This is a genomic window from Nocardioides sp. Bht2, from assembly GCF_047308515.1.
In the GTDB taxonomy this organism is placed as follows: Bacteria; Actinomycetota; Actinomycetes; order Propionibacteriales; family Nocardioidaceae; genus Nocardioides.
Map to the genome: position 1 here is coordinate 40,789 of NZ_JBLBWI010000004.1, position 21,694 is coordinate 62,482.

At 69.2% G+C, this 21,694-nt stretch carries 21 protein-coding genes; 13 read left to right on the top strand and 8 right to left on the bottom strand.

The window, feature by feature from the left end; translation table 11 throughout:
* Nucleotides 1-167: 167 nt before the first annotated feature.
* Nucleotides 168-2,438, top strand: coding sequence for a hypothetical protein (locus tag ACLM5J_RS07925; RefSeq protein WP_413655661.1), 2,271 nt, complete (start codon nucleotides 168-170; stop codon nucleotides 2,436-2,438).
* A gap of 11 nt (nucleotides 2,439-2,449) precedes the next feature.
* Nucleotides 2,450-2,521, top strand: a complete 72-nt coding sequence (locus ACLM5J_RS07930) for a hypothetical protein (protein ID WP_413655969.1) — start codon at nucleotides 2,450-2,452, stop codon at nucleotides 2,519-2,521.
* A 65-nt stretch (nucleotides 2,522-2,586) separates the two neighbouring features.
* Here the strand turns inward: ACLM5J_RS07930 and ACLM5J_RS07935 are convergent, their stop codons facing one another.
* Together ACLM5J_RS07935 and ACLM5J_RS07940 are read right to left on the bottom strand one after the other, a co-directional pair.
* Nucleotides 2,587-3,228, bottom strand: a complete 642-nt coding sequence (locus ACLM5J_RS07935) for a response regulator (protein ID WP_413655970.1) — start codon at nucleotides 3,226-3,228, stop codon at nucleotides 2,587-2,589.
* Nucleotides 3,225-4,391, bottom strand: coding sequence for a sensor histidine kinase (locus tag ACLM5J_RS07940; RefSeq protein ID WP_413655663.1), 1,167 nt, complete (start codon nucleotides 4,389-4,391; stop codon nucleotides 3,225-3,227). The genes ACLM5J_RS07935 and ACLM5J_RS07940 overlap by 4 nt, the downstream gene beginning before the upstream one ends.
* 111 nt (nucleotides 4,392-4,502) lie before the next feature.
* On the opposite strand from ACLM5J_RS07940, the gene ACLM5J_RS07945 reads away from it, so the two are divergent.
* From ACLM5J_RS07945 to tpx, 10 genes are all read left to right on the top strand, one after another.
* Nucleotides 4,503-5,483, top strand: a complete 981-nt coding sequence (locus tag ACLM5J_RS07945) for an SMP-30/gluconolactonase/LRE family protein (RefSeq protein WP_413655665.1) — start codon at nucleotides 4,503-4,505, stop codon at nucleotides 5,481-5,483.
* Entirely contained in the window at nucleotides 5,480-6,763 is a 1,284-nt protein-coding gene (locus ACLM5J_RS07950; protein ID WP_413655666.1) for an ankyrin repeat domain-containing protein, read from the top strand. Before ACLM5J_RS07945 ends, ACLM5J_RS07950 begins: the two co-directional genes overlap by 4 nt.
* Nucleotides 6,764-6,907: 144 nt before the next feature.
* Entirely contained in the window at nucleotides 6,908-8,464 is a 1,557-nt protein-coding gene (locus tag ACLM5J_RS07955; protein ID WP_413655668.1) for an OmpA family protein, read from the top strand.
* A 756-nt stretch (nucleotides 8,465-9,220) separates the two neighbouring features.
* Complete coding sequence (locus tag ACLM5J_RS07960) at nucleotides 9,221-10,828, top strand: ABC transporter substrate-binding protein (protein WP_413655669.1); 1,608 nt, start codon at nucleotides 9,221-9,223, stop codon at nucleotides 10,826-10,828.
* A 32-nt stretch (nucleotides 10,829-10,860) separates the two neighbouring features.
* Nucleotides 10,861-11,802: an ABC transporter permease gene (locus ACLM5J_RS07965; protein WP_413655671.1), complete on the top strand. Its 942-nt coding sequence runs from the start codon at nucleotides 10,861-10,863 to the stop codon at nucleotides 11,800-11,802.
* Complete coding sequence (locus ACLM5J_RS07970; RefSeq protein WP_413655673.1) at nucleotides 11,799-12,680, top strand: ABC transporter permease; 882 nt, start codon at nucleotides 11,799-11,801, stop codon at nucleotides 12,678-12,680. Before ACLM5J_RS07965 ends, ACLM5J_RS07970 begins: the two co-directional genes overlap by 4 nt.
* A complete protein-coding gene (locus ACLM5J_RS07975) occupies nucleotides 12,673-13,683 on the top strand; it encodes an ABC transporter ATP-binding protein (RefSeq protein WP_413655674.1) in 1,011 nt (336 codons plus the stop codon). The genes ACLM5J_RS07970 and ACLM5J_RS07975 overlap by 8 nt, the downstream gene beginning before the upstream one ends.
* Entirely contained in the window at nucleotides 13,680-14,510 is an 831-nt protein-coding gene (locus ACLM5J_RS07980; protein ID WP_413655676.1) for an ATP-binding cassette domain-containing protein, read from the top strand. The genes ACLM5J_RS07975 and ACLM5J_RS07980 overlap by 4 nt, the downstream gene beginning before the upstream one ends.
* Before the next feature lie 41 nt (nucleotides 14,511-14,551).
* Nucleotides 14,552-15,154, top strand: coding sequence for an HD domain-containing protein (locus ACLM5J_RS07985; RefSeq protein WP_413655678.1), 603 nt, complete (start codon nucleotides 14,552-14,554; stop codon nucleotides 15,152-15,154).
* Nucleotides 15,155-15,267: 113 nt separating this feature from the next.
* A complete protein-coding gene (tpx, locus tag ACLM5J_RS07990) occupies nucleotides 15,268-15,762 on the top strand; it encodes a thiol peroxidase (protein ID WP_413655680.1) in 495 nt (164 codons plus the stop codon).
* Between the two features lie 75 nt (nucleotides 15,763-15,837).
* On the opposite strand, the gene ACLM5J_RS07995 is transcribed toward tpx, so the two are convergent.
* Nucleotides 15,838-16,236: a hypothetical protein gene (locus tag ACLM5J_RS07995; RefSeq protein ID WP_413655682.1), complete on the bottom strand. Its 399-nt coding sequence runs from the start codon at nucleotides 16,234-16,236 to the stop codon at nucleotides 15,838-15,840.
* The gene (locus ACLM5J_RS08000) at nucleotides 16,233-16,622 is read right to left on the bottom strand and encodes a hypothetical protein (RefSeq protein ID WP_413655684.1); all 390 of its coding nucleotides are present in this window, start codon (nucleotides 16,620-16,622) and stop codon (nucleotides 16,233-16,235) included. Before ACLM5J_RS08000 ends, ACLM5J_RS07995 begins: the two co-directional genes overlap by 4 nt.
* Before the next feature lie 42 nt (nucleotides 16,623-16,664).
* Between ACLM5J_RS08000 and ACLM5J_RS08005 the strand changes: the two genes are divergently transcribed.
* A complete protein-coding gene (locus tag ACLM5J_RS08005; RefSeq protein ID WP_413655686.1) occupies nucleotides 16,665-17,321 on the top strand; it encodes a hypothetical protein in 657 nt (218 codons plus the stop codon).
* Between the two features lie 16 nt (nucleotides 17,322-17,337).
* On the opposite strand, the gene ACLM5J_RS08010 is transcribed toward ACLM5J_RS08005, so the two are convergent.
* The 4 genes from ACLM5J_RS08010 to ACLM5J_RS08025 form a co-directional block, all read right to left on the bottom strand.
* Nucleotides 17,338-17,835 carry a VOC family protein gene (locus ACLM5J_RS08010; RefSeq protein ID WP_413655688.1) on the bottom strand — a complete coding sequence of 166 codons (498 nt, stop codon included), beginning with the start codon at nucleotides 17,833-17,835 and terminating at the stop codon, nucleotides 17,338-17,340.
* A 63-nt stretch (nucleotides 17,836-17,898) separates the two neighbouring features.
* The gene (locus ACLM5J_RS08015; RefSeq protein ID WP_413655690.1) at nucleotides 17,899-18,762 is read right to left on the bottom strand and encodes an SDR family NAD(P)-dependent oxidoreductase; all 864 of its coding nucleotides are present in this window, start codon (nucleotides 18,760-18,762) and stop codon (nucleotides 17,899-17,901) included.
* The gene (locus ACLM5J_RS08020) at nucleotides 18,762-20,324 is read right to left on the bottom strand and encodes a succinic semialdehyde dehydrogenase (RefSeq protein ID WP_413655692.1); all 1,563 of its coding nucleotides are present in this window, start codon (nucleotides 20,322-20,324) and stop codon (nucleotides 18,762-18,764) included. The genes ACLM5J_RS08015 and ACLM5J_RS08020 overlap by 1 nt, the downstream gene beginning before the upstream one ends.
* The gene (locus ACLM5J_RS08025) at nucleotides 20,321-21,664 is read right to left on the bottom strand and encodes a cytochrome P450 (protein WP_413655694.1); all 1,344 of its coding nucleotides are present in this window, start codon (nucleotides 21,662-21,664) and stop codon (nucleotides 20,321-20,323) included. The genes ACLM5J_RS08020 and ACLM5J_RS08025 overlap by 4 nt, the downstream gene beginning before the upstream one ends.
* Between the last annotated feature and the right edge of the window lie 30 nt (nucleotides 21,665-21,694).

Here is a 21,694-nt window from a genome sequence, read left to right on the forward strand (position 1 = left end):
CCTCGCGTGCGCCGGTGCAGTGGCCCGACAGACTCTGGCCGACCCCGGCCAAGGCTGATCGAGGGCGACCTGGGACAGCAACCCTAGGAGAATTCTCGTGGTTCATCTCCCCAGGATCTCGGCGGGCCGCCATTGCTGCCGGATTGGTCGCCCTCGCCCTCGTACCGATGACTATCGCGGATGCCGACGTGCCCGTTCCGGGCCCGGACACCTCGGTGGTCACCCTCGCGGTGGGCGGTGATCGCACCGGCACCCGCACCGTGGCGCCCCTGGCCGGCGTGCAGCTCGGCCTGTTCGCCGATGCCGCGGATGCGACGCCGATCGCCCAGCCCTGGGCGACGTGCACCTCGGACGCCGATGGCGACTGCTCGTTCGTCGTCCCGGGTACCGCGGACGGTGGCGCGAACGACGGTGCGCGGTTCTGGGTCAAGCAGATCTCCGCTCCGGCCGGCTGGTACCTGAACGAGAGTCTCCGTACCGGAGCCGGCAGCGGCTCCGGCTCGGTGGACAACCCGTATCGCTTCCAGACCCCGGCCCTGGCCGCCGGCACCACCTACCGCAGCACCAGCGACTTCATGTTCGGCCCCGCCGACAGCGGCTCGGGGCAGGAGGAGTCCGAGGGGGTCTGGCAGCAGTCGCGCATCAATCCGACGCTCACCGACTCCTGCGGCTTGGACGTCGCTCTGGTCATGGATTTCTCGGCCTCTGTCGGCTCGGCGCTGCCGAACCTCAAGGGGGCGGCCGACACCTTCATCGACGCGCTGGTGGGCACGCCGTCGCGGGTCGCGCTCTTCTCCTTCGACGCCGCCTCGCCCAACTCCGGGGCCGACGCCAACTATCCGCAGCCCCGGTCGGTCTCCACTCCGGCCGGTGCCCAGGCCGTGCAGGACACCTACGCGAACTGGGTCCTCGGCGCCGGCACCAACTGGGACCAGGGCCTGTGGGCGGTCGCCCAGGCGGCACCCCGTTACGACCTGGTGGTGGTGATCACGGACGGCAACCCGACCCGGTTCAGCGCCGATCCGCTGCTCGGCTCGGGCAGCACCACGCACTTCCGTGACGTCGAGAACGGGATCTACTCGGCGAACGCGATCAAGGCAGAGGGCAGCCGCCTGGTGGCGGTCGGCGTCGGCAACGGTCTGGACGAGATCAGCCGCAAGAACCTGGCCGCTCTGTCGGGGCCCACGATGTACAACGGTGCTGACGTCGAAGACGCCGACTACTTCGACGCCGACGACTACGAGGAGGCAGGCCAGGCCATGCGCCAGTTGGCGCTGGCGCGCTGCGAGGAGCAGGTCGCCGTCTTCAAGGAGATCGTCCCGCCGGGCACCACCGGAGAGGACATCACCGGCGCTCAGCGCGCCGGGCCGGGCTGGACCTTCTCGGCGACAGGCACCCCGGGCGTCGGCGGCCTGCCCGACCAGAAGACGACCTCCGACGAGACCGGCTCGGTCCACTTCGACCTCGACTACCCGGCCGGCATGGCCAATGCCGCGATGACGATCAGCGAGACCCAGCAGGACGGCTACCAGCTCGTCACCCAGGCGGGCGAGAACGCCGTCTGCCGCAACCGCACGGCTGCTGACGCACCACTCGCCGTCACCTCCTCCGGCGATCCGGAGGAGCCGGGGTTCACGATCGAGGTGCCGGCTGGAGCCTTCGTCGTCTGCACGATGTACAACCGCGCCAGTGCCGCGATCGTCGTCGAGAAGCTCTGGGTGGTCGACGGAGTCGAGTATCCGGACGGCTCGCAGCCGGCCGGGATGAGCGCCGAGGCCAGCCTCACCGGACCGGGTGCTGCCGGAGGCTCGGCCCAGCCATGGGGTGAGGAGCGCAACGGGTACGCGCAGGGCGAGCAGGTGACGGTCGACGAGACCAGCCAGCTTCCCAGCGGCTGCACGGTGGCCGCGGCGGAGGTCACCGAGGTGGACGGCGACCCCGCCGATCTGCCGCTGCCCCTGGAGACCACCGCCGACTTCCCGGCCCGGCGGATCCAGATCACCAACGAGGTCGAATGCGCTACCACGCTCACCTTGGCCAAGGTGGTGGTGAACGACGACGGCGGCTCGGCATCCCCGGAGGACTGGGAGCTGTCGGCCGATGGCCCGAGCCCGATCAGCGGAGTCACCGGGGACCCCGCGGTGACCGCGGCCGAGATCACCGCCGGCGACTACGACCTCGCCGAGTCCGGTGGGCCCGACGGCTACACCGCCGGTACTGGGTCTGCCTGGAGGACGGGGAGCCGTTGGCCGTCGCCGACGGACGGGTCAGCATCATCGAGAGCACCCACGTCACCTGCACCATCACCAACGACGACGATCCGGATTCCGGCCCCGGGACAGATCCCGGCACCGACCCCGGAACCGATCCGGACAACGACGACGACAACGCGAACAACGGCCCCGGGGGCGTGCTCCCCGACGCCGGCTCACCGGTGACGTGGGCGGTGGTGGGCGGCGCCTTGCTGGCCGCGCTGGCCGGTGCGCTGCTGATGCGCCGCAGGAGGCTCAGTCGGCCCTGAACCCGTCGAACGCCACTTCAATGTGACCTCAGCGCCGTGAAACCTTCGGTTTCCACGCGCTGAGGTCACATTGAGCGGTGGGGCCGGATGATCCGTTGCTCAATGGCGGCCGCGACGGCGCCGGCCCGGGTATCGACGCCGAGCTTGGTGTAGATGTGCGAGAGGTGCGACTTCACGGTGGCCTCGGAGACGAAGAGCTCGCGGGCCATCTCCTTGTTGCCAAGACCGCGGAAGAGCAGCTCCAGCACCTCGACCTCGCGTTCGGTGATCGTGGTGGCACCCGGGGTGGTCCGCCGGATCAGGGTGGCGGCCACCGACGGCGCCAACACCGTCTCGCCGCGCGACGTGCCGCGGATCCCGGCGAAGAGTTCGTCGGGCGGTGCGTCCTTCAACAGGTAGCCACGGGCGCCGGCCTCCAACGCCCGCAGGATGTCGGACTCGGTGTCGTAGGTGGTCAGCACCAACACCTCGGGGCGCTGCGGCAGCGCCCGCAGAGCTGCGGTGACCTCGGCCCCACCCGGCTGGTCCGGGCCCAGGCTCAGGTCCATCAGGACGACGTCCGGCTGGTGGGTGGCGACCGCCGCCAGCGCCTCGTCCATCCCGGCCGCCTCGCCGACCACCGAGAGGTCCTCCTGGCTCTCGACCAGCGCACGCAGCCCGGCGCGGACCACCGGGTGGTCGTCGACCAAAACGATCCGGATCATCAGGCCACCTCCGGATGGATCGGGAAGCTGACCGAGACGGTCGTCCCCTCGCCGGGCGCGCTCTCCACGGTGGCGTGGCCGCCGAGGTCGACGGCACGCGCGCGGAGCCCGGCCAGGCCACGACCCCGGTTGCCGCGCGGCCCGATCTGGTCGGGATCGAAGCCGCGACCGTCGTCACGCACGTCCAACACCACCTCGTCGAACTGGTAGGTCAAGGTCACCACGGCGCGGCTCGCGGCAGCGTGTTCACGGACGTTGGCCAACGCCCCGCGGGCGGTGCGGACCAGAGCCGCCGCGATCTGCGGCGAGACCGCGATCGGGGTGCCGTGGATTCGCACCGTCACCTCAAGACCGGGCACCGCTTCGCCGGCCGTCTGGCGGAGGGCTTGTTGCAGGGCCTCGCCGTCGCGGTCCTCGGTGAGCTCGGCCGGAGCCAGGTCGCGGACCACGCGACGGACCTCGTCGAGGCCGTCGCGCGCTGTCGCGGCCGCGGTGCGAACGTGGGCGCGGGCAGCGTCGGGTTGCTGGTCCCAGGCGCGCTCCGCGGCCTGCAGCAACAGATTGATGCTGGAGAGTCCTTGGCCGACGGAGTCGTGGATCTCCCGAGAGAGCCGGGTCCGTTCGGCGAGCGCGCCGAGCTGCGCCTGGGCCCGTTGCCGGGCCCGGGACTCCAGTTCGAGGGCCCGGTAGGCGAGCACCGTGACCAGGGCGACCCCGATCGGGCCGACCACCTGGACCGGGTCGAAGCCGTCGGAGATCCGTTGCCAGGCGGCGGTCAGCAGAAGGGTCATCGCCACCACGACCCCGACCGCCCAGGAGAAGGGCAGCACCTGGAGCACCGCGAAGGCGACCGGGACCGCGCACCAGGCGAACGAGGGCGCGGCTGCGGTCAGGACTCCCCAGAGCACGACCATCGCGCTCACCCAGACCGTCGGCCACCAGGCATGGTCGCGGAGCAGGCCGCGGGTCGCGTAGGCGACCCCGAGCGCTGCCGCGCCGGCCAACACCGCGACCCCGGTGGCGCCGAACCCGTGCCGATCCAGGTAGCGGATCGCGCAGGTCGCCAACAGCGCGGTGAGCACGATTAGCAGCCACCGGTCCAACCGGGCCGCGGGCGCGAGGATGCCGTGCTCGCCGGGGCGAGTGACGGAGCTGAGGTCAGACATGGCCCCGCCAGCCTAGATACCGGGGCGGGCGAGCCGCATCATCCGATTGGCTATCGAGGGGTGGCCAGCTGCCCGATGTCTCGACCCCAGCGCCCGGCGGAGGCTGTTGCCATGAACCGACACCACCTGACCAGGATCCTGCTCACCGCCTCCATCGTCGCCTCGGCCGGCCTGGCGGGTGCGGCCACCGCATCCGCGCACTCGGGGCACTCGTCGGGGCGCCCCGCGACGTATCTGCTCCAGGGCGACGCCGACAGCCCCGTGGGCTCCAAGTTCGAAGGGATCGGTGCCGACCAGCGGCGCGGGCTCTTCTACGTCAGCGAGGTCACCGGCGGCGAGATCCACCGCGGCTCGGTGAACTCCGCCCGGACCAAGGAGTGGATCGCCGGCGACGGCACAGACGGTCGCTACACCGCCCGTGGCATCACCGTCGACGCCCAGGGCCGGGTCTATGTGGCCGGCGGTCCGAACGGCATCGGCACCGGCCGCCCCGACCTGTGGGTCTACGACGCGAAGGGCAAGCTGCTCGCCGCGCTCCGGGCGCCGGGCAACGATGTCTTCCTCAACGACGTCGCCATCGGTCGCGACGGCGCCGCCTACTTCACCAACTCCAACGACGCCCAGATCTTCCGCGTCGCGCCGGGCCGGGGCGGCTGGCAGGCGACCCTGTGGGCCGATGCCAGCAAGGTGATCGAGCGCAAGGATGGCTTCAACCTGGGCGGCATCGTGCTCTCCGCGGACCGCAGCGGCTTCGTGGTCGCGCAGGGCAACGTCGGTCGGATGTGGCGCTTCGACAGCCGTACCGGCGCCGTCCGCGAGATCGCTACCGACACCGACCTGGTCAACGCCGACGGCCTGGTGCGCCGTGGCAATCAGCTCACGGTGGTGCGAAACTTCAGCAAGATGATCGCCACTCTGCGGGTCTCCGCCGACGGTAGCCGCCTGGTCACGCTGGGCCAGCGGCCGACCTCGGCCGACCGCGTGCTGACCACAGCCAAGGAGCTCCGCGGCCGGATCCTCTACGTGGACAGCAAGTTCGACGAGGCGGTGGCGTCCGGTCCCTACCAAGTCATCACCGACCCGAGCCGATGAAACGACTCGCGATCGCACTCCCGCTCGCGTTGGCCCTGACGGCCTGCGCGGGCGGGGGTTCGGGGCCGGCGAACCCGGACCAGAGCGCCGACCAGAGCGCGGCCAGCTCACCGGCCAGCTCACCGGCCAGCTCACCGACGAGCTCCGCCCCGGCCACCGACGACGACCAGCGGAAGCAAGTGCCGCAGGCTCAGCTCGACCAGCAGCTCCGCGACGCAGCGTGGGCCAACGACGTCGCTGAGGCGCGACGGTTGGTCCGCCGGGGCGCCGACGTCAACGCCCAGGACGAGACCCAGCAGTCGGCGTACCTGATCGCCACCAGCGAGGGGTACCTCGAGCTGCTCCGGCTCACCCTGCGCAACGGCGCCCGGATCAACGACAAGGACAGCTGGAACGGCACCGGCCTGATCCGGGCCGCCGAACGTGGCCACGGCCTGATCGTCGGGGAGCTGTTGCAGGCCGGGATCTCGCGCAACCACGTGAACCGGATCGGCTACCAGGCGATCCACGAAGCGGTCTGGCTCGGCAAGGACACCGCCACCTACGCGACCACCGTGCGGGCGCTGGTCGCCGGCGGTGTGGAGCTGGACCGGGTGTCGTCGTCCGCGGGCCTGACGCCGTTGCAGATGGCCCGCAGCTGCGGGTACGACCGACTGGAGAGGATCCTGGAGACCGTGACCACTGCCAAGCCCCCGGCCAACCCCGACGCCGCGCTGCTGCGGGCCGCCGAGAGTGGCGACCCCGACGCCGTCGCGGTGGCGCTGCGTGCCGGCGCCGACCTCGAGACGCGGGACGGCAACCGGCGCACCGCGTTGCTGCTGGCGAGCACCTTCGACCATGTCGAGGTGGCTCGGCTGCTGGTGGCGATGGGTGCCGACCCCGACGCGCTCGACGACCGGCACGACACCCCGTGGCTGGTGACCGGCGTGACCGGAAGCGTGGCGATGCTGGAGGCGTTGCTGCCGGCCAACCCGGATCTCACGATCGTCAACCGGTACGGCGGTCTGTCGCCGATCCCGGCGGGCGAGCGCGGCCACGTCGACTACATCCGGCGGGTGGCGAAGACCGACGTCGATCTGGACCACGTCAACAACCTCGGCTGGACGTCGATGCTGGAGGCGATCATCCTCGGCGACGGCAGTGCCGACTATGTCGAGATCGTGCGGTTGCTGCTGGCAGCGGGCGCCGACCCGTCGATCGCCGACAAGGACGGGGTCACTCCCTTGCAGCACGCCCGGCAACGCGGCTACGGCGCGATCGTCGACCTCCTCTCTTCGTGACCCGGGCCCTGCTCCACGGCACCAGACGTCTCGTGGAGCGGGGGTCATCTAGGCCGGTCTCAGGTGCGGATTCGGCGGGCCGATGGTGAGGTACGGCGGACTGGCTCGGCGACCGCCTTCCTGATCCCCACCGATTGGCTTCTCATGTCACGCACTCTCTTTGGAAAGACGGTGGCGATGACCGCTGCCGTCGCCGGGATGGCAGTCGCCGTCACGGCCTCCCTCAGCACCGGCGCGGTAGCCGCGCCCTCGACCGCCACCGAGCGCGCGCAATCGGCTGTGCCCGTCGTCGAGTGGTTCGTCGACCCGCGCACCCCCGCTCAGCGCAAGGCGCAGATCGCCGTGCCGGCCAAGCCCGCCAAGTACCGCGGCAAGCTCCGCGAGACGCGCGCCGTCTACCGCACCCAGGACGGCGCCCTGGCCGTTCCGATCCGCACCGCCACCGGCCACCAGCTGGAGAAGGGGCAGGCGGTCACCCTCGACGGCGACGGCCTCTTCACCAGGAACTCGGCGAAGCTGACCCCGGCCGCGAAGCGCCAGTTGGCGACCTTCAACGGCTCGCTGACCGACGCCGCCAGCATCCGGTGCGAGGGATACACCGACTTCACCGGCTCGAAGGTGCGGAACCGGACGCTGTCCAAGCGCCGTGCGGCTGCCGTCTGTGGACAGCTGGTCTCCCTGCGCCGCGGTCTGAGCCAGAGCTCGGTGGGCTTCGGCTCGACCAGGCCGGCCGTCGTCGGCGGCAAGGTCGCGCAGCGGAAGCTGAACCGGCGCGTGGTGATCGAGCTGACGCGTGCCAAGCCGGCTGCGCCGCAGGCGACCACGCCGGGAGCGCCGACCCTGGTCGGTCTCTACGGCGAGCAGGGTGGGGTGGGCTACTCGTTCCGCGCCCCGATCAGTGACGGCGGAGCGCCGATCACCGGCTACCAGGTGAACAGCGGCAACGGCTGGAGCGCCGTCCAGTCGATGCCGGCCCGAGCCGTCGCCGAGCGCTGCGCCGGGGACTGCGGCGACGACCTGATCCGAGGCCGGATCTGGGACCTCACCCCGGGGTCCGAGATCACGATCCGGGTCCGCGCGGTCAACCGGGTGGGTGGCGGCGCGCCGTCCGAATCGCTGAGCACGACGGTCCTCGATGTGCCGGGTGCCCCGGGGAACCTGGTGGCCGCCGCACAGGACCGCACCGTGACGCTCACCTTCGAGGCGCCGTCCGACGGAGGCGCCTGGATCATGGGCTACGAGGTGAAGACCGACGACGGTGAGTGGGTGACCGCTACCGTCGCCCAGGGCTCGGTGGTGCTGGCCGACCAGACGCCTGGCACCCACACCTATCAGCTGCGGGCGCGCAACTGGCTCGGTACCGGCGCCGCCGCGACCAGCAACCAGGTCGTGATCGCTCAGCCCGGGCCGACGGTCTACCGCGCCGAGCACTACTACTCGATGGGCACGTTCTGGAGCTACGTCTTCCTCATGGCGGCCGACGGTGCGCAGAGCTACGAGGCGCGCTTCGACAACGGTGACTGGCTGCCGATCACCATCGAGGGTGGGCAGGTCGACTCTGTGTACGGGCACGTGGTCGACCCGGTCTGCTCGGCAGGCGGCTGTACCGCCCACCGCACGGTCGAGGTGCGAGCGATCTTCGCCGATGGCCCGGGCGACCCGGGCAACACCTTCACGTCCAGCTTCCTGACGCTGGGCTGACCCACTCAGTGTGACCTCAGCGCGCGATTCTCCCCTGATCGAGGGCGCTGAGGTCACATTGAGGCGGGGCTGGACGGCCGCCTGATCGGCGCTGCCAGCTCGAAAGTTGTCACGCGCGTTAGCAAAAATCGAACTATCTTTTTCGATCTCCCTGAAGGGGCTTGTCCCGCCCTGAACTGGCCCGTAACTTCGCGTGTGGGGCAGCCCCCACTGGTTCACTCCCTCCCAAGTTAACGCGACCAGTGGGGGCTTTTTTCATGCCCCGGTTCGGGCGCGACATGGCTCGCGCGAACCGGGTTCTGGGATCTCTGGACCTGCCCGCGTCGGCCCGCGTCGGCCCGCCTCGGGCCGGCCGCGTCGCGTCCCGCTCCGGCGGCATGACGCCCTCTTCTCGGCTGAGCCGCTGCCTCGGTTCGTTCGGCTCCCGAGCGCCGCGGCCAGCCACCCTGGCCGCCGGCTCAGCGACGGCTGAACCCGGCTGCCTGATGTCGGTTTTGTCCCTTGATTATATGGAACATTGCGACCAACGAACGCGGCTTAGGGCGTCCTAACCCGCCTGAACTTCCAAATAATTGATTAAAAGATTCGTCCAAAAACTTGCTTTCAGGTACCGAAACCTCATACCTTCAGCGGGTGACGCGCGTCACCCGATGGGGAGTTCGGGACGTGCGCCGTGTCCGTGGGTGGGGGTATCCCCATCCGCGACTGACCCCTGCGCATGGGCGCGGGCAGAGTTGAAGGGTTGGCCCACCTGAGATGTTGACTTCCACCACCAAGAGGCGATCGGCCGCGGCGATTCTCGCCGGCGCGCTGTTGATCGCACCGCTGTCCGCATGCGGTTCCAGCAAGTCCGACGACAAGGGCGGCTCCACCGGTAGCCCGGCCGCAGCCGCGGACCCGTCGAGCTTCGACCGCACCGCGACGATCACCGTCGGCACGCCGTCGCCGTCCAACATCTTGGACCCGGCGCTGCAGAACAACATCGGTCAGAACACCTTCACGTTCCTGATCTACGACTCGCTGACCCAGATGGACTCCAACTACCAGGTGCAGCCGATGCTGGCGACCTCGTGGGAGTACGCGAAGGACGGCTCGTCGCTGACCCTGAAGCTCCGTGACGACGTCACCTTCAACGACGGCACCAAGTTCGACGCCAAGGTCGTCGAGGCGAACATCAACCGCGGCAAGACCCTGCAGGGCAGCGCCCTGGTGGCCCCGCTGGCCCCGATCGAGAAGGTCGTCGTCGTCGACGACTACACCGTTCGGCTGGATCTGAAGAAGGGCCTCGGTGCCGAGCTGCCGGCCGTCTTCGCGCTCAACGCCGGGATGATGGTCAGCCCGAAGGCGTTCACCTCGCGTGGCGCTGAGCTGGCCACCAACCCGGGCACCGCGGGCTCCGGCCCCTACATCCCGGTCCAGGTCACCTCGGGCCAGGAAGTCGTCCTCGAGCGCAGCGAGAACTACTGGAACAAGGAGACCGCCTACGCCAAGAAGCTGGTCATGCGCACCGTCGTCGACCAGGCAGCGCGGATCAACGGCGTGCAGACCGGTGACCTCGACGTCGCCCAGATCTCGGGTGCCTCCCCGGTCCAGGAGTCGCTGGCTCTCGTCGACCGTGGCGCCTTCGAAGGCGACCTGATCAGCCAAGCCACCCCGGTCATGGTGATGATGAACGCCGAACGCGGCGACCTCAAGAAGCCGGAGATCCGCAAGGCGATCGGCCTCGCGGTGAACCGCGAAGAGATCGTCGAGGGCCTCTTCGCAGGCAACGCCACCGCTGCGAACCAGTTCTACGCCGAGGGCTTCTGGGCCCACGACGACGCGATGTCGGCCACCCGCAGCTACGACGCTGACGCCGCCAAGAAGCTCGTCGAGGAGGCCGGCGGTGCGGAGATCACCATCGCCGCCGCCACCGGTTCCACCGCTGAGCCGGTCGCTCAGGCGCTCCAGGACCAGCTCGGCAAGGTCGGCATCAAGGTCAACCTGCAGTCGATCCCGTTCGCTCAGATCGACGACATGTACCGCCGCGGCGAGCTCGACGCCCAGGTCATCAACGCCTCCCCGGCACCGGACCCGGCCAGCACGATGGACTACTACGTCACCTCCGGTTTCAACGCGGCCCGCGGCCACGGCGACCTCTTCGGCAACCTCGTCGCCGAAGCGGCCGACCCGACCAAGTCGATCGAGGAGCGTGGCGCGAAGTACCACGAGATCTGGAACGTGATGGCGGAGAACGACGTCTGGGTCCCCGTCCTCTGGGGCGAGCAGGTGTGGGTGCGTAACGACAAGATCGCCAACGTTCCGAACCTGCCGTGGGTCCGCAGCGGCTTCCCGAGCTACCGCGACATCGGCAAGGTCAAGTAATCCCCGCTAGGTGAGTTGAGCAGGAACAGATCATGACTCTGTATGCATTGCGTCGGCTGGCCGTCGCGCTCCCGATCCTCGTAGCCGTCACCTTCTGCGTCTTCGCGCTGGTGGACCTGGCTCCGGGCGATCCGGCCGCGGCCATCGCCGGCGAGAACCCCACGGCTGAGCGGATCGCGGAGATCCGCGTGATGCTCGGCCTGGACGAACCCCTGTTGACGCGTTACTTCAGTTGGTTCACCTCTGCGGTACAAGCCGATCTGGGCTCCTCGCTCGCGAACGGGCAGTCGGTCACGGAAGTGATCGGTGACCGACTGCCCGTCACCATCTCCCTGGTCGCGGTGTCGATGGTGATCACCTTGGTGGTCGGCCTCGCCGCCGGCATGGTGGCCGCGCTCCGGCACGGCCGTCTCGCGGACCGGGTGATCACCGCACTGGCCTCCGGAGCTATCGCGCTCCCGCCCTTCTGGGTGGCACTGGTGCTGGTCCTCATCTTCTCGGTGAATCTCAGCTGGTTCCCCTCGATCGGTTACGAGCCGCTCGCGGCCGGACTCTGGCCGTGGCTCTCCCACCTGCTGTTGCCGGCCATCGCCCTGGCCCTGTTGCCGATGGCCGAGGTGACCATGCAGTTCCGTCAGGCGTTGGCCACGGTGTTGAAGCTCGACTACATCACCAACGCCGAGGCCCGCGGCCTCTCCCGTCCTCGGGTGCTGGGCAAGCACGCGGCCAAGAACGCGGCCGTCCCGGTGACCACCGTCTTCGCCTACCGGTTCGCCCAGGTGCTCGGTGGCACGGTCGCCATCGAGAGCGTCTTCGACCTCCCCGGCATCGGTCGGCTCGCGGTCAACAGCGTGCTCTCGCGCGACATCCCGGTGCTGCTCGGCCTGGTCGCGCTGACCACCCTGATCGTCCTGGTGATCAACCTGTTGGTCGACATCTCCTACGGCTACTTCAACCCGAAGGTGCGCGCATGAGTACGCAGGCTGCGCAGAGCGCCACCATCACTCCCGGACGCGGTCGGCTCCGTGGCTTCGTCCGCTCCGAACCCCTCGCTGCGGTGGCGTTCGTCTACCTCTTCCTGATCGTGTTGGCCGCCGTCTTCGCGCCGGTCCTGGCCAGCCACGACCCCAACGCGCAACAGCTGATGCAGCGTCTCCAGCCGTGGGGCGGTGACCACGTACTGGGCACCGACGACTACGGCCGCGACGTGCTCAGCCGACTGATCTACGGAACCCGCGTCACCTTGCAGGCTTCGGCTGTGGCGGTCGGAGTCAGTGTTCTGATCGGTGTCCCGACCGGCCTGGTCGCGGGCTACCGCAAGGGCATCGTCGACGCCGCCCTCTCCCGGATCTTCGACGGCCTGATGTCGATCCCCGGCCTGATCCTGGCGCTCACCATCGTCGCCGTCCTCGGCCCCGGCCTGACCAACGCGATGGCTGCGGTCGGTCTGATCTTCGCCCCGCAGTTCTTCCGGGTCACCCGTGCCGCCACCCAAGAGGTGATGGGCGAGACCTACATCGAGTCCTCGATCTCGATCGGCTGCAAGCCGACCCGGGTCGTCTTCAAGCACGTGATGCCGAACGTGGTGCCCGCGATCCTGGTCCAGGTGTCGGTCGCCCTCGGTGTCGCCGTCAGCGCCGAGGCCAGCCTGAGCTTCCTCGGTCTCGGCGTCGAAGCACCCACCGCGAGCTGGGGTTCGATGCTCAGCACCTCGGCGCAGACGATGACGATCGCACCCAACATGGTGTGGCTGCCCGGCTTGATGATCTTCAGCGTGGTCTTGGCCTTCACCCTGCTGGGTGAGGGGATGCGCCGTGCGCTCGTTGCTACCGGAAAGAACGACGATGACTGAGAAGACGACGTCCGCTCCACCTCTGCTCGAGGTGGAGGGCCTCACCCTCGAATACGGCAGCGGACGTCGCTGGACCCGCGTCGTGGAGGACGTGAGCTTCACCCTCAACGCCGGGGAAACCCTTGCCCTGGTTGGCGAATCGGGCTCCGGCAAGACGGTCTCGGCGACCGCTGTGCTCGGTCTGGCCGGTCGCAAGGGTGGCCGGATCGCCGAAGGCTCGATCAGGTTCCGGGGCCGCGAGCTCGTCGGACTTCCGGAGCGCGAGCTGCGCAAGCTCCGTGGCTCCGAGGTCTCGATGATCTTCCAGAACCCCCTGCGCAGCCTGAACCCTGCCTTCACCGCCGGTGAGCAGGTGGCCGAGGTGGCCCGCGTGCACCAGGGGATGGGCCGCAAGGCCGCCTGGGCGCGCGCCATCGAGATGCTCGACGCGGTCGGTATCCCGGACCCGGAGCGCCGGGCCCGCGACTATCCGCACCAGTTCAGCGGTGGCATGGCGCAACGGCTCGCGATCGCCGCAGCCCTGTGCAGCAATCCGTCCGTGCTGATCGCCGACGAACCGACCACCGCGCTCGACGTCACGGTGCAGGCGCTGGTCCTGGAGCTGTTGCGCAAGGTGCAGAGCGAGACCGACCTCTCGGTGCTCTTCATCAGCCACGACCTCGGCGTGGTGGCCGACGTCGCCGACCGGGTCGTCGTGATGTACGCCGGTGAAGTCGTCGAGCAGGGGCCGATCGCCGATCTGTTCAGCAAGCCGGCACACCCCTACACCGCTGGCCTGTTGTGTTCGATCCCCGCGCTCGGCCGCGGCGAGCCGCTGCGTGCCATCCCAGGCACGATCCCGCCGCCGGGCACCCTCTCGGGGACCTGCCGCTTCGCCGAGCGGTGCAACTACCGCGAGGCCGCCTGCGCCGAGGCGCACCCGGTGCTGACCGAGCTCACCGACGGCCGAGCCACGCGCTGCCGTCGTACCGCAGACCTCGTCCTGGAAGGGATCACGGCATGAACGCGCTCCTGGAGGTCCGCGGCCTGGGCAAGTCCTTCGGCGGGAGCTCCCGGCTCTCGCTGGGACGCGGCAAGGTCGCCACCAAGGCGGTCGACGACGTCTCGTTCACGGTCACCAAGGGCCGCTCGGTCGCCGTCGTCGGTGAGTCGGGTGCCGGCAAGTCCACGGTCGGGCGGTTGGTGCTCCGGCTGATCGAGCCCGATGAGGGCACGATCACCTTCGACGGTGTGGATCTACGCGCCCAGAGCTCGGATGCGATGCGGCAGATGCGGCGTCGGATGCAGATGGTCTTCCAAGACCCGTACAGCTGCCTCAACCCGCGGATGAGCATCGCCGAGTCGATCGGTGAGCCGCTCGTCGTCCACGACCTGGCGTCGCGGGCCGAGCGCGAGGCCAAGGTCGCCGAGATGCTCGACCGGGTCGGACTCGGCTCACGGTTCCTGCGCCGGTTCCCGGTGGAGCTGTCGGGCGGTCAGCTGCAGCGCGTGGCGATCGCCCGTGCGCTGATCGTGGAGCCCGACTTCATCGTCTGTGACGAGCCCACCGCGGCGCTGGACGTCTCGGTGCAGGCGCAGGTCCTGGAACTGCTGACCCAGATGCAGCAGGAGTTCGGTCTCGCCCTGCTCTTCATCACCCACCACCTCGCGTTGGTCGAGGTGATCGCCGATGACGTCCTGGTGATGAAGCGCGGCCGCGTCGTCGAGCAGGGTCCCGTCGCCGAGGTGTTGCGCAACCCCCGTGAGGAGTACACCCGCGATCTGCTGGCCGCGGTGCCGAGCCCGATCCCGCGTGCCCTGCGCGACCAGACCCCGCTGACCTTGAACTGAACAGACCTGACGCGAGTGAACAACAGAAGGAGTCATAGACGATGACGATGGAGATGGTGAACTTCACCAGCATGGACGACGCGACGCCGGAGGAGATCCAGCTGATCGCCAGCGAGGCCGCTCGTCACCGCAAGGAGAACCTGGTCCCGAACCTGGTCCGCCAGCTGGAGGCGATGAAGGGACACACCTACGGCTACCGGGTGGACCGCTACACCCACTCCCTGCAGAGCGCGACCCGCGCACTGCGTGAGGGCGCGGAGACCGACATGATCGTGGCCGCGCTGCTGCACGACATCGCCGACGACCTCTCGCCGGACAACCACAGCGAGGTCGCCGCCGCGATCCTGCGCCCCTTCGCCTCGGAGGAGGCATGGTGGGTGGTCAAGCACCACGGTGTCTTCCAGACCTACCACTACGGCGAGGCGATGGGCATCCCGACCGACTCCCGCGAGCGGTACCGGGACTCCGAGTACTTCGACTCCTGCGCCCACTTCTGTGCGGCCTGGGACGCGGTCTCCTTCGACCCGGACTACGACACGCTGCCGCTGGAGGAGTTCATGCCGCTGCTGCACGAGGTCTTCGGTCGTGAGCCCAAGGTGTGGGGCGACCCGAACCTCGAGCTCGAGAAGAGCCCGGTCGCCTGAGCGGCTGAGAAGTAGGTCCAAGTGGGCGGCGCCGTCGGTTCTGACGGCGCCGTTCGCCTTTCATCTGGTGGCACGCGCTCCGCGCGCTGGCCGATACGTGTAGGAATAGAGGCATGGCTACCACTGCATTCAAGGGCAACCCTGTGAACACCACCGGCGAACTGCCGGCCGTCGGCGCCTCTGCGCCCACCTACGAGCTGGTCGGCGAGGGTCTCTCCGCGCTGACCTCCGAGGGCCGCGCCGGGCGCACCGTCCTCAACATCTTCCCGAGCGTCGACACCGGCATCTGCGCCGCCAGCGTGCGCAAGTTCAACGAGCTCGCCGCGGGCCTCGACAACACCGTCGTGGTGAACGTCAGCAAGGACCTGCCGTTCGCTCAGGCCCGCTTCTGCGGCGCCGAGGGCATCGAGAACGTCCAGGTCGGCTCGGCGTTCCGCTCCAGCTTCGGTGAGGACTTCGGCGTCACCATGACCGACGGTCCGCTGGCCGGCCTGCTGGCCCGCTCGGTCGTCGTCCTCGACGAGAACGGCACCGTCGTCCACTCGCAGCTGGTCCCCGAGATCACCACCGAGCCCGACTACGACGCCGCTATCGCCGCGCTTTCCTGAGCCACCGAACCACCCCGCGGGACGTCATGCGGAGGGAGCACCCGCTCCCTCACAACGTATGACGTCCTGCGGCATTTACGCGGGCTGACGGCGTCGCTCGCGCGCCAGCCACCACAGCCCGACGATCGGCAGCACCAACGGGACGTACCCGTAGCCGGCGCCGAAGTCGGACCAGACCGTGGCGTCGGGGAAGAGCTTGTCGTCGAAGACGGTGAGCGCGCCGACGATCACCACCCCGGCCATCTCGATTCCGATCGCGGTCCAGGCGATGGCGCGGGCCCGAGGCCCGGTCCAGCGCAGCGCGACGGTCGCCACGAGATAGACCGCGGCCGCGAACGCCGACAGCAGGTAGGCCAGCGGGGCCTCATCGAACTTGGTCGCGATCTGGACGGCGCTGCGAGCGCCGGCCGCGACCGCGAAGACCGCGTAGACCGCGATCAACAGTTGACGACCCGGGGTGCGCACCGTGCTCACCAGGTCTGCTGGAGCCGGATCACCAGCACCGCCGCGGCGAAGGCGGCGACCGCCACCACGAACAGGTGCGGCGGGTCGACGACGACCTCGGCGTCCGGGTCCTCGGGATCGGCCGGTGGCGTGTGCCGCGTCAACAGCAGCACCGGGACGCCGACCGCGGCGATCGCATAGCCGGCGTGGGTCATCCCTTCGTCCGCCTTGTGGCCTTGAAGCAGGGTGATCACGTCGTAGAGGACGAAGAGGGCGATCGCTACTTGGCCACCCTTCATCGCCCACCGGACGCCTTGTTCGGCGCGGGAGAGCGCGGGAACGGTGGCGACCGCGATGGCGGCGACGCCGATGGCGATCAGGGCGCAGGCGAGAACGACAGTCGGGATCCACGGCACGAACAGCGAGAATACCCGGCGCATCTACGGTTCAATGTGGCGGTGAAGTCGATGCGCTGGTGGCCGTGGGCGATCGTCCCCGTGCTGATCCTGATCAACCTGCCACTGGGCCACTATCTGTGGACCAACCAGCGACTCGATACCGACGGGCTCACCACCTCGGCCGAGGTGGTCTCCGTCAAGGCCGTCCCGGAGCACGGCGAGAACCAGAAGTTCTACGTCACCTGGCGGTTCGCCGACGACGTCGAGGCCGGCGTCGACGAGTTCACCAGCGAGGTGACCGCCGAGGGGTACCGGACGGCGGAGCGTACCGACACCTTGGAGGTCGAGTACCTGCCCGGCAACGTCGACGCCAACCGCCCGGTGGCCCGACCGACCGGCAGCATGATCGCGGTGATCATCACGGCGGCCGGCAACGTCACCGTGCTCGCCATGATGGCGCTGATGCTGTGGTCACGGCGCAACGCTCAGCTCGAGGTGCTGGCGCTGGGCGACGTCGTCCGGTGCAAGCCGCCGGAGGAGTTGACCGAGTTGGAGCACGACGAGGTGATCGTGCGTGGCGAGGTCGAGGAGATCGCCGACGACCGGATCGTGCTCCGCTGCCGTGGCAAGCGGGTGACGGTGATCCTCGGCGAGTTCAGCAACCCGATCGGGTATCAGCAGTTCGCCGAGGTGCACGGCCGGCGGGTCCCCCGCTGAGGAGGCGCCGCTCGGTTCACTGTCCGGCGTAGGCGGCCCGGAGTTTGTTGCCGTCCAACGGCACCTTGCTGGTCTCCATCATCACCTTCCAGGCCCGTTCCGCGCCTGCTGCGTCGGGACCCTGGAGGCACTCCATCAGCACCGTCGGAACCAACTGCCAGGCGTATCCGTAGTGGTCCTTGAGCCAGCCGCACTCACTGGGTGCGCCGGCGTCGCCGATCAAGGCGTGCCAGACCCGTTCGAGCTCGGTCTGGTCGTCGAAATCGATCTCCAGGGAGAACGCCTCGTTGGGCACGAAGACCGGGTTGCCCTCGGCATCCGTGCCTCCGTTGATCCCGACGAACCGCATGCCGAGCACCTCCCACTCGGCGGTCAGCGGCTGCTTCTCGCCATCGGGGTTGGTCGGCCCTTCGCCGAAGGTTGAGAGCACCTTGCCGCCGAAGATGTCGGCGTAGAACTGCGCTGCCTGGGCTGCTTCGTGGTTGAACCAGAGGTTCGGGATGATCCGTTGCATGGTCTGCTCCTGATGGCCGGATTCGGATACAGGACAGACCAGGCAACGGGGCTCAACTCATCGCTACTCGGTGACCCGCTCCAGGTACTCCTTGCGTGCGGTGTCGTCGGTGCGGGTCAGGATCTGGTCGTCGATGCCGCTGAACTTGGCGAAGCGGCGCTTGACCCGCAGCGGCCAGAAGTCCTGCATCCGCAGCATCCGGCCCAGCGAGCGCGGCACCACCAGACGCGGCTCAGAGCGGCCCGACTCCAACGCCTCGGCGACTGCGGTCGCGACGTCCTCGGGCTCGATCATCGAGGCGATCTTCACGGTCCGGTCGCTGAACGGGACCGGGAACTGGGCGGTGGTGTCGAGGCCCGAGCACAGGTCGGTGTTGACCGCGCTCGGCAGCACCGTGGTGATCGCGACGCCGGAGCCTTCGAACTCGGCTGCCAGCGCCTCGCCGTACATCACCATCGCGGCCTTGGAGGCGTTGTAGGTGGCCAGGCCCGGCACCGGCACCAGACCCATCGTCGAGGCCAGGTTGACCACGTGGCCACGCCCGCGCGGCACCATCCGGGCGAGCGCCTTCTTGGTGCCGAACATCATCCCGACCACGTTGACCTCGAGCACCCGTCGGGTGGTCGCATCCGACTCTTCCAACAGGGAGCCGGTCGGCATGATCCCGGCGTTGTTGACCAGGGCGTCCAGCGGCCCGACCTCGGCCTCGACCTGCGCGAGGAACGCGTCGAAGGCGTCGGCATCGGTGACGTCGAGGACGGCGGTCAGCGCCGCGCCCACCTCCGCTCCGGCGGAGTCCAACGCCGCCGCGTCGACGTCGGCGAGGGCGACCCGCGCGCCTCGTGCGACGAGTGCCCGGGCGATGCAGAGTCCGATGCCGCGGCCGGCACCGGTGATCGCGACGACCTGTCCGCTGAGCGTGCTCATCAGCGTGCTCCCATCTTCTTCAGCAGCCGCAGCTGACCGTTCGAGATCTTGATGAAGGCCGCCGAGGAGAGGAACGGCGGCACTCCGGCCGGCAGCAGACGCTGGTTCGCGATGGTCTGCGGTTCGGTGTACTTGCGGATGCCGTCGGGGCCCTGACGGCGACCGAGACCGCTGTCGCCCATCCCGCCCATCGAGGCCTCGATCGAGCCGATCGCGGCGGCGAAGCCGTCGTTGATGTTGACCGACCCGGCGCGGATACCGCGCGCGATCCGATCGGCAGCCTCGCTGTTGCGCGAGTAGACACTCGCCGAGAGGCCGTAGTTGCCTTCGTTGGCGAGGGCCAGGGCTTCGTCGTCGGAGCCGGCCCGGTAGAGGGAGAGCACCGGACCGAAGGTCTCCGTGCCGTAGGCCTCCATCTGCGGCGTGACACCCTCCAGCACGGTCGGTGCGTAGGCGAACGGCCCGATCTCGGGGCGCGCGGTGCCGCCGATCAGCACCTTCGCACCGCCGTCGACGGCGTTCTGGACGTGCCGGGTCACCGAGTTGAGCTGCTTGGCCGAGACCAGCGGGCCGAGGTCGCTGGAGTAGTCCCAGGCCTGGCCCAGCGTCAGCTTCTGCACGCGGGCGATCAGCCGCTCGCGGAAGGTGTCGTAGATGGCGTCGTCGATGATCGCCCGTTCCACGTGCACACACATCTGGCCGGAGTTCATGAAGGCCGCCTCGGCGAGGCCGTCGACCGCGCGGTCCACGTCGGCGTCGGCGCGGACCACCATCGGGTTCTTGCCGCCGAGCTCCAGCGAGCAGCCGATCAGGCGTTCGCCGGCGCGCGCCCCGATCAGCCGACCGGTCGCCGTCGAGCCGGTGAAACCGATGTAGTCGACGTTGTCGACCAGCGCCATCCCGACCACCGGCCCCGGCCCGGCCACCACGCCGAAGACCTCTGCCGGCAGGCCGGCCTCGATCATCAGGTCGCGGGCCCACAGCAGGGTGAGCGGTGTCTGCGCATCCGGCTTGGCGACGACGGCGTTGCCCGCGAGGAGGGCGGGGATCGCGTCGGCGACCGAGAGGTAGAGCGGGAAGTTCCACGGCGAGATGATCCCGACGACGCCCTTGGGCACCCGGATCTCGACGGTCTTGGTGAGGCCGGGCATGAAGCCCCGCACCGAGCGGTCGGCGAGGTAGTGCGCGCCGCGGCGAGCGTAGTGCCGGGCGGTGGTGGCGACCATGTAGACCTCGACCCAGGCGCTCTGGCGGGTCTTGCCGACCTCCCACTGCATGAGGTCGAGGACCTCGTCCTGGCGGTCGACGAGAAGGTCGTGGAAGCGGAGGAAGACCTCGGCCCGCTCGGCGAAACTGCGCTGCGCCCAACCGGCCTGGGCGATCCGTGCCGAGCGGACGGCGTCCGCGACCTCAAGCTCGCTGCAGGTGGGCAGGGTGGCGATCGTGCTGCCGTCGAACGGCGCGAAGTGGGTCTCGGGGCCGGCCTGACCGGCGTGGAGCCCGGCGCTGATCTTGTCGAGCAGCGCCCGGGTGACGTGCTGGGGAAGTGCGGGGGCGCTCATCGGTTCCTCCGGGTGATCTGGACGGGGAGCCCGTCCTTGGGCTTGGGCAGTGAGATCCGGTCGACGGGCATCTCGTAGTCGGCGGGCACGGACCAGTCGAGGTCGAGCAACATCCTGTGCAGCACGGACTTGACCTCCATGCCACCGAAGAACATGCCGATGCACTTGTGGACGCCGGCGCCGAACGGCAGGTAGGCGTGCCGGTGGACCTGGTCCTCCCGGCGCTCGGGGGAGAACCGCTCGGGGTCGAACCGGTGCGGGTCCGGCCACAGTTCGGCGCGGGTGTGGATGTGCTGGATCGGCACACTGACCTTGGTTCCCTTGGGGACGAAGTGCCCGAGGATCTCGGTGTCGCGCACAGCGATCCGGGCGACGCCGGGGACCGGCGGGATGAGTCGCAGCGACTCCTTCATCACCAGGTCGAGCGAAGTGAGCTCGTCGATCTCGGCGAGGGTCGGGTTCTCGCCGAGCGCCTCGGACTCGGCACGGCAACGCTCGCGCCATTCGGGGTGCTTGGCCAGGTAGTAGGCCATCACGCTGATCGTGGTGGTGGAGGTGTCGTGGGCCGCCATCAGCATGAAGATCATGTGGTTGAGCACGTCGACGTCGGAGAACTCCTCGCCGTTCTCGCCGCGAGCGTGACAGAGCCCGTGAAGCAGGGTGTCGTCGTCCTGGTGGCGGGCGCGGGCGATCAGCGGCGTCAGGTACTCCTCGAGCCGCGCGCGGGCGGCGAGTCCCTTGGCCCAGCGCAGCCCCGGCACCGGGTAGCGGACGATCGCGGTCCCGGCTCGGACGCAGGTCTCGAAGTCGGACATCACCTGACGGGCTTCGGGCCCGGTCTCCATCCCCATGAAGGTACGCACCGCGATGTCGAGGCCGAGGTTGCGGACCAGCGGACTGATCTTCGCGGTGCCCTCGGGCCAGGCTGCGATGGTCTCGTCGATGGTGCGCTGCAGCCCGGTCAGGTAGTTCTCCAGGCGGGAGCGGACGAACGCCTGCTGCATGATCAGCCGGTGGGTGCGGTGCTCGTCGCCGTCGAGCAGCATCAGCCCGCGTTCGAAGAACGGGCCGATGAAGAAGCTCCAGCCCGGGCCCGAGGCGAAGGACTTGTCCTTGTTGAGCAGGACGGCGCCCGCGGCGTCCGGGTGTGAGGCGGCGATGAAGGTCTGGTTGAGCGCGCGCGACCAGTAGACGCCGCCGTGCTTCTCGTAGAGGGAGTCGTCGGTCATCCAACGGCCGGTCGCCATCTCCAGGGTGCGTCCCAGCAGGGGGAGGCCAGCTTCCCCGGGGATCGGGCTGAGCCCTGCGGCACGTGCTTCATGCACTGCGAGTAACGCCATCGCAGAGCCTCCTGATCGGCAGTAGGTGTG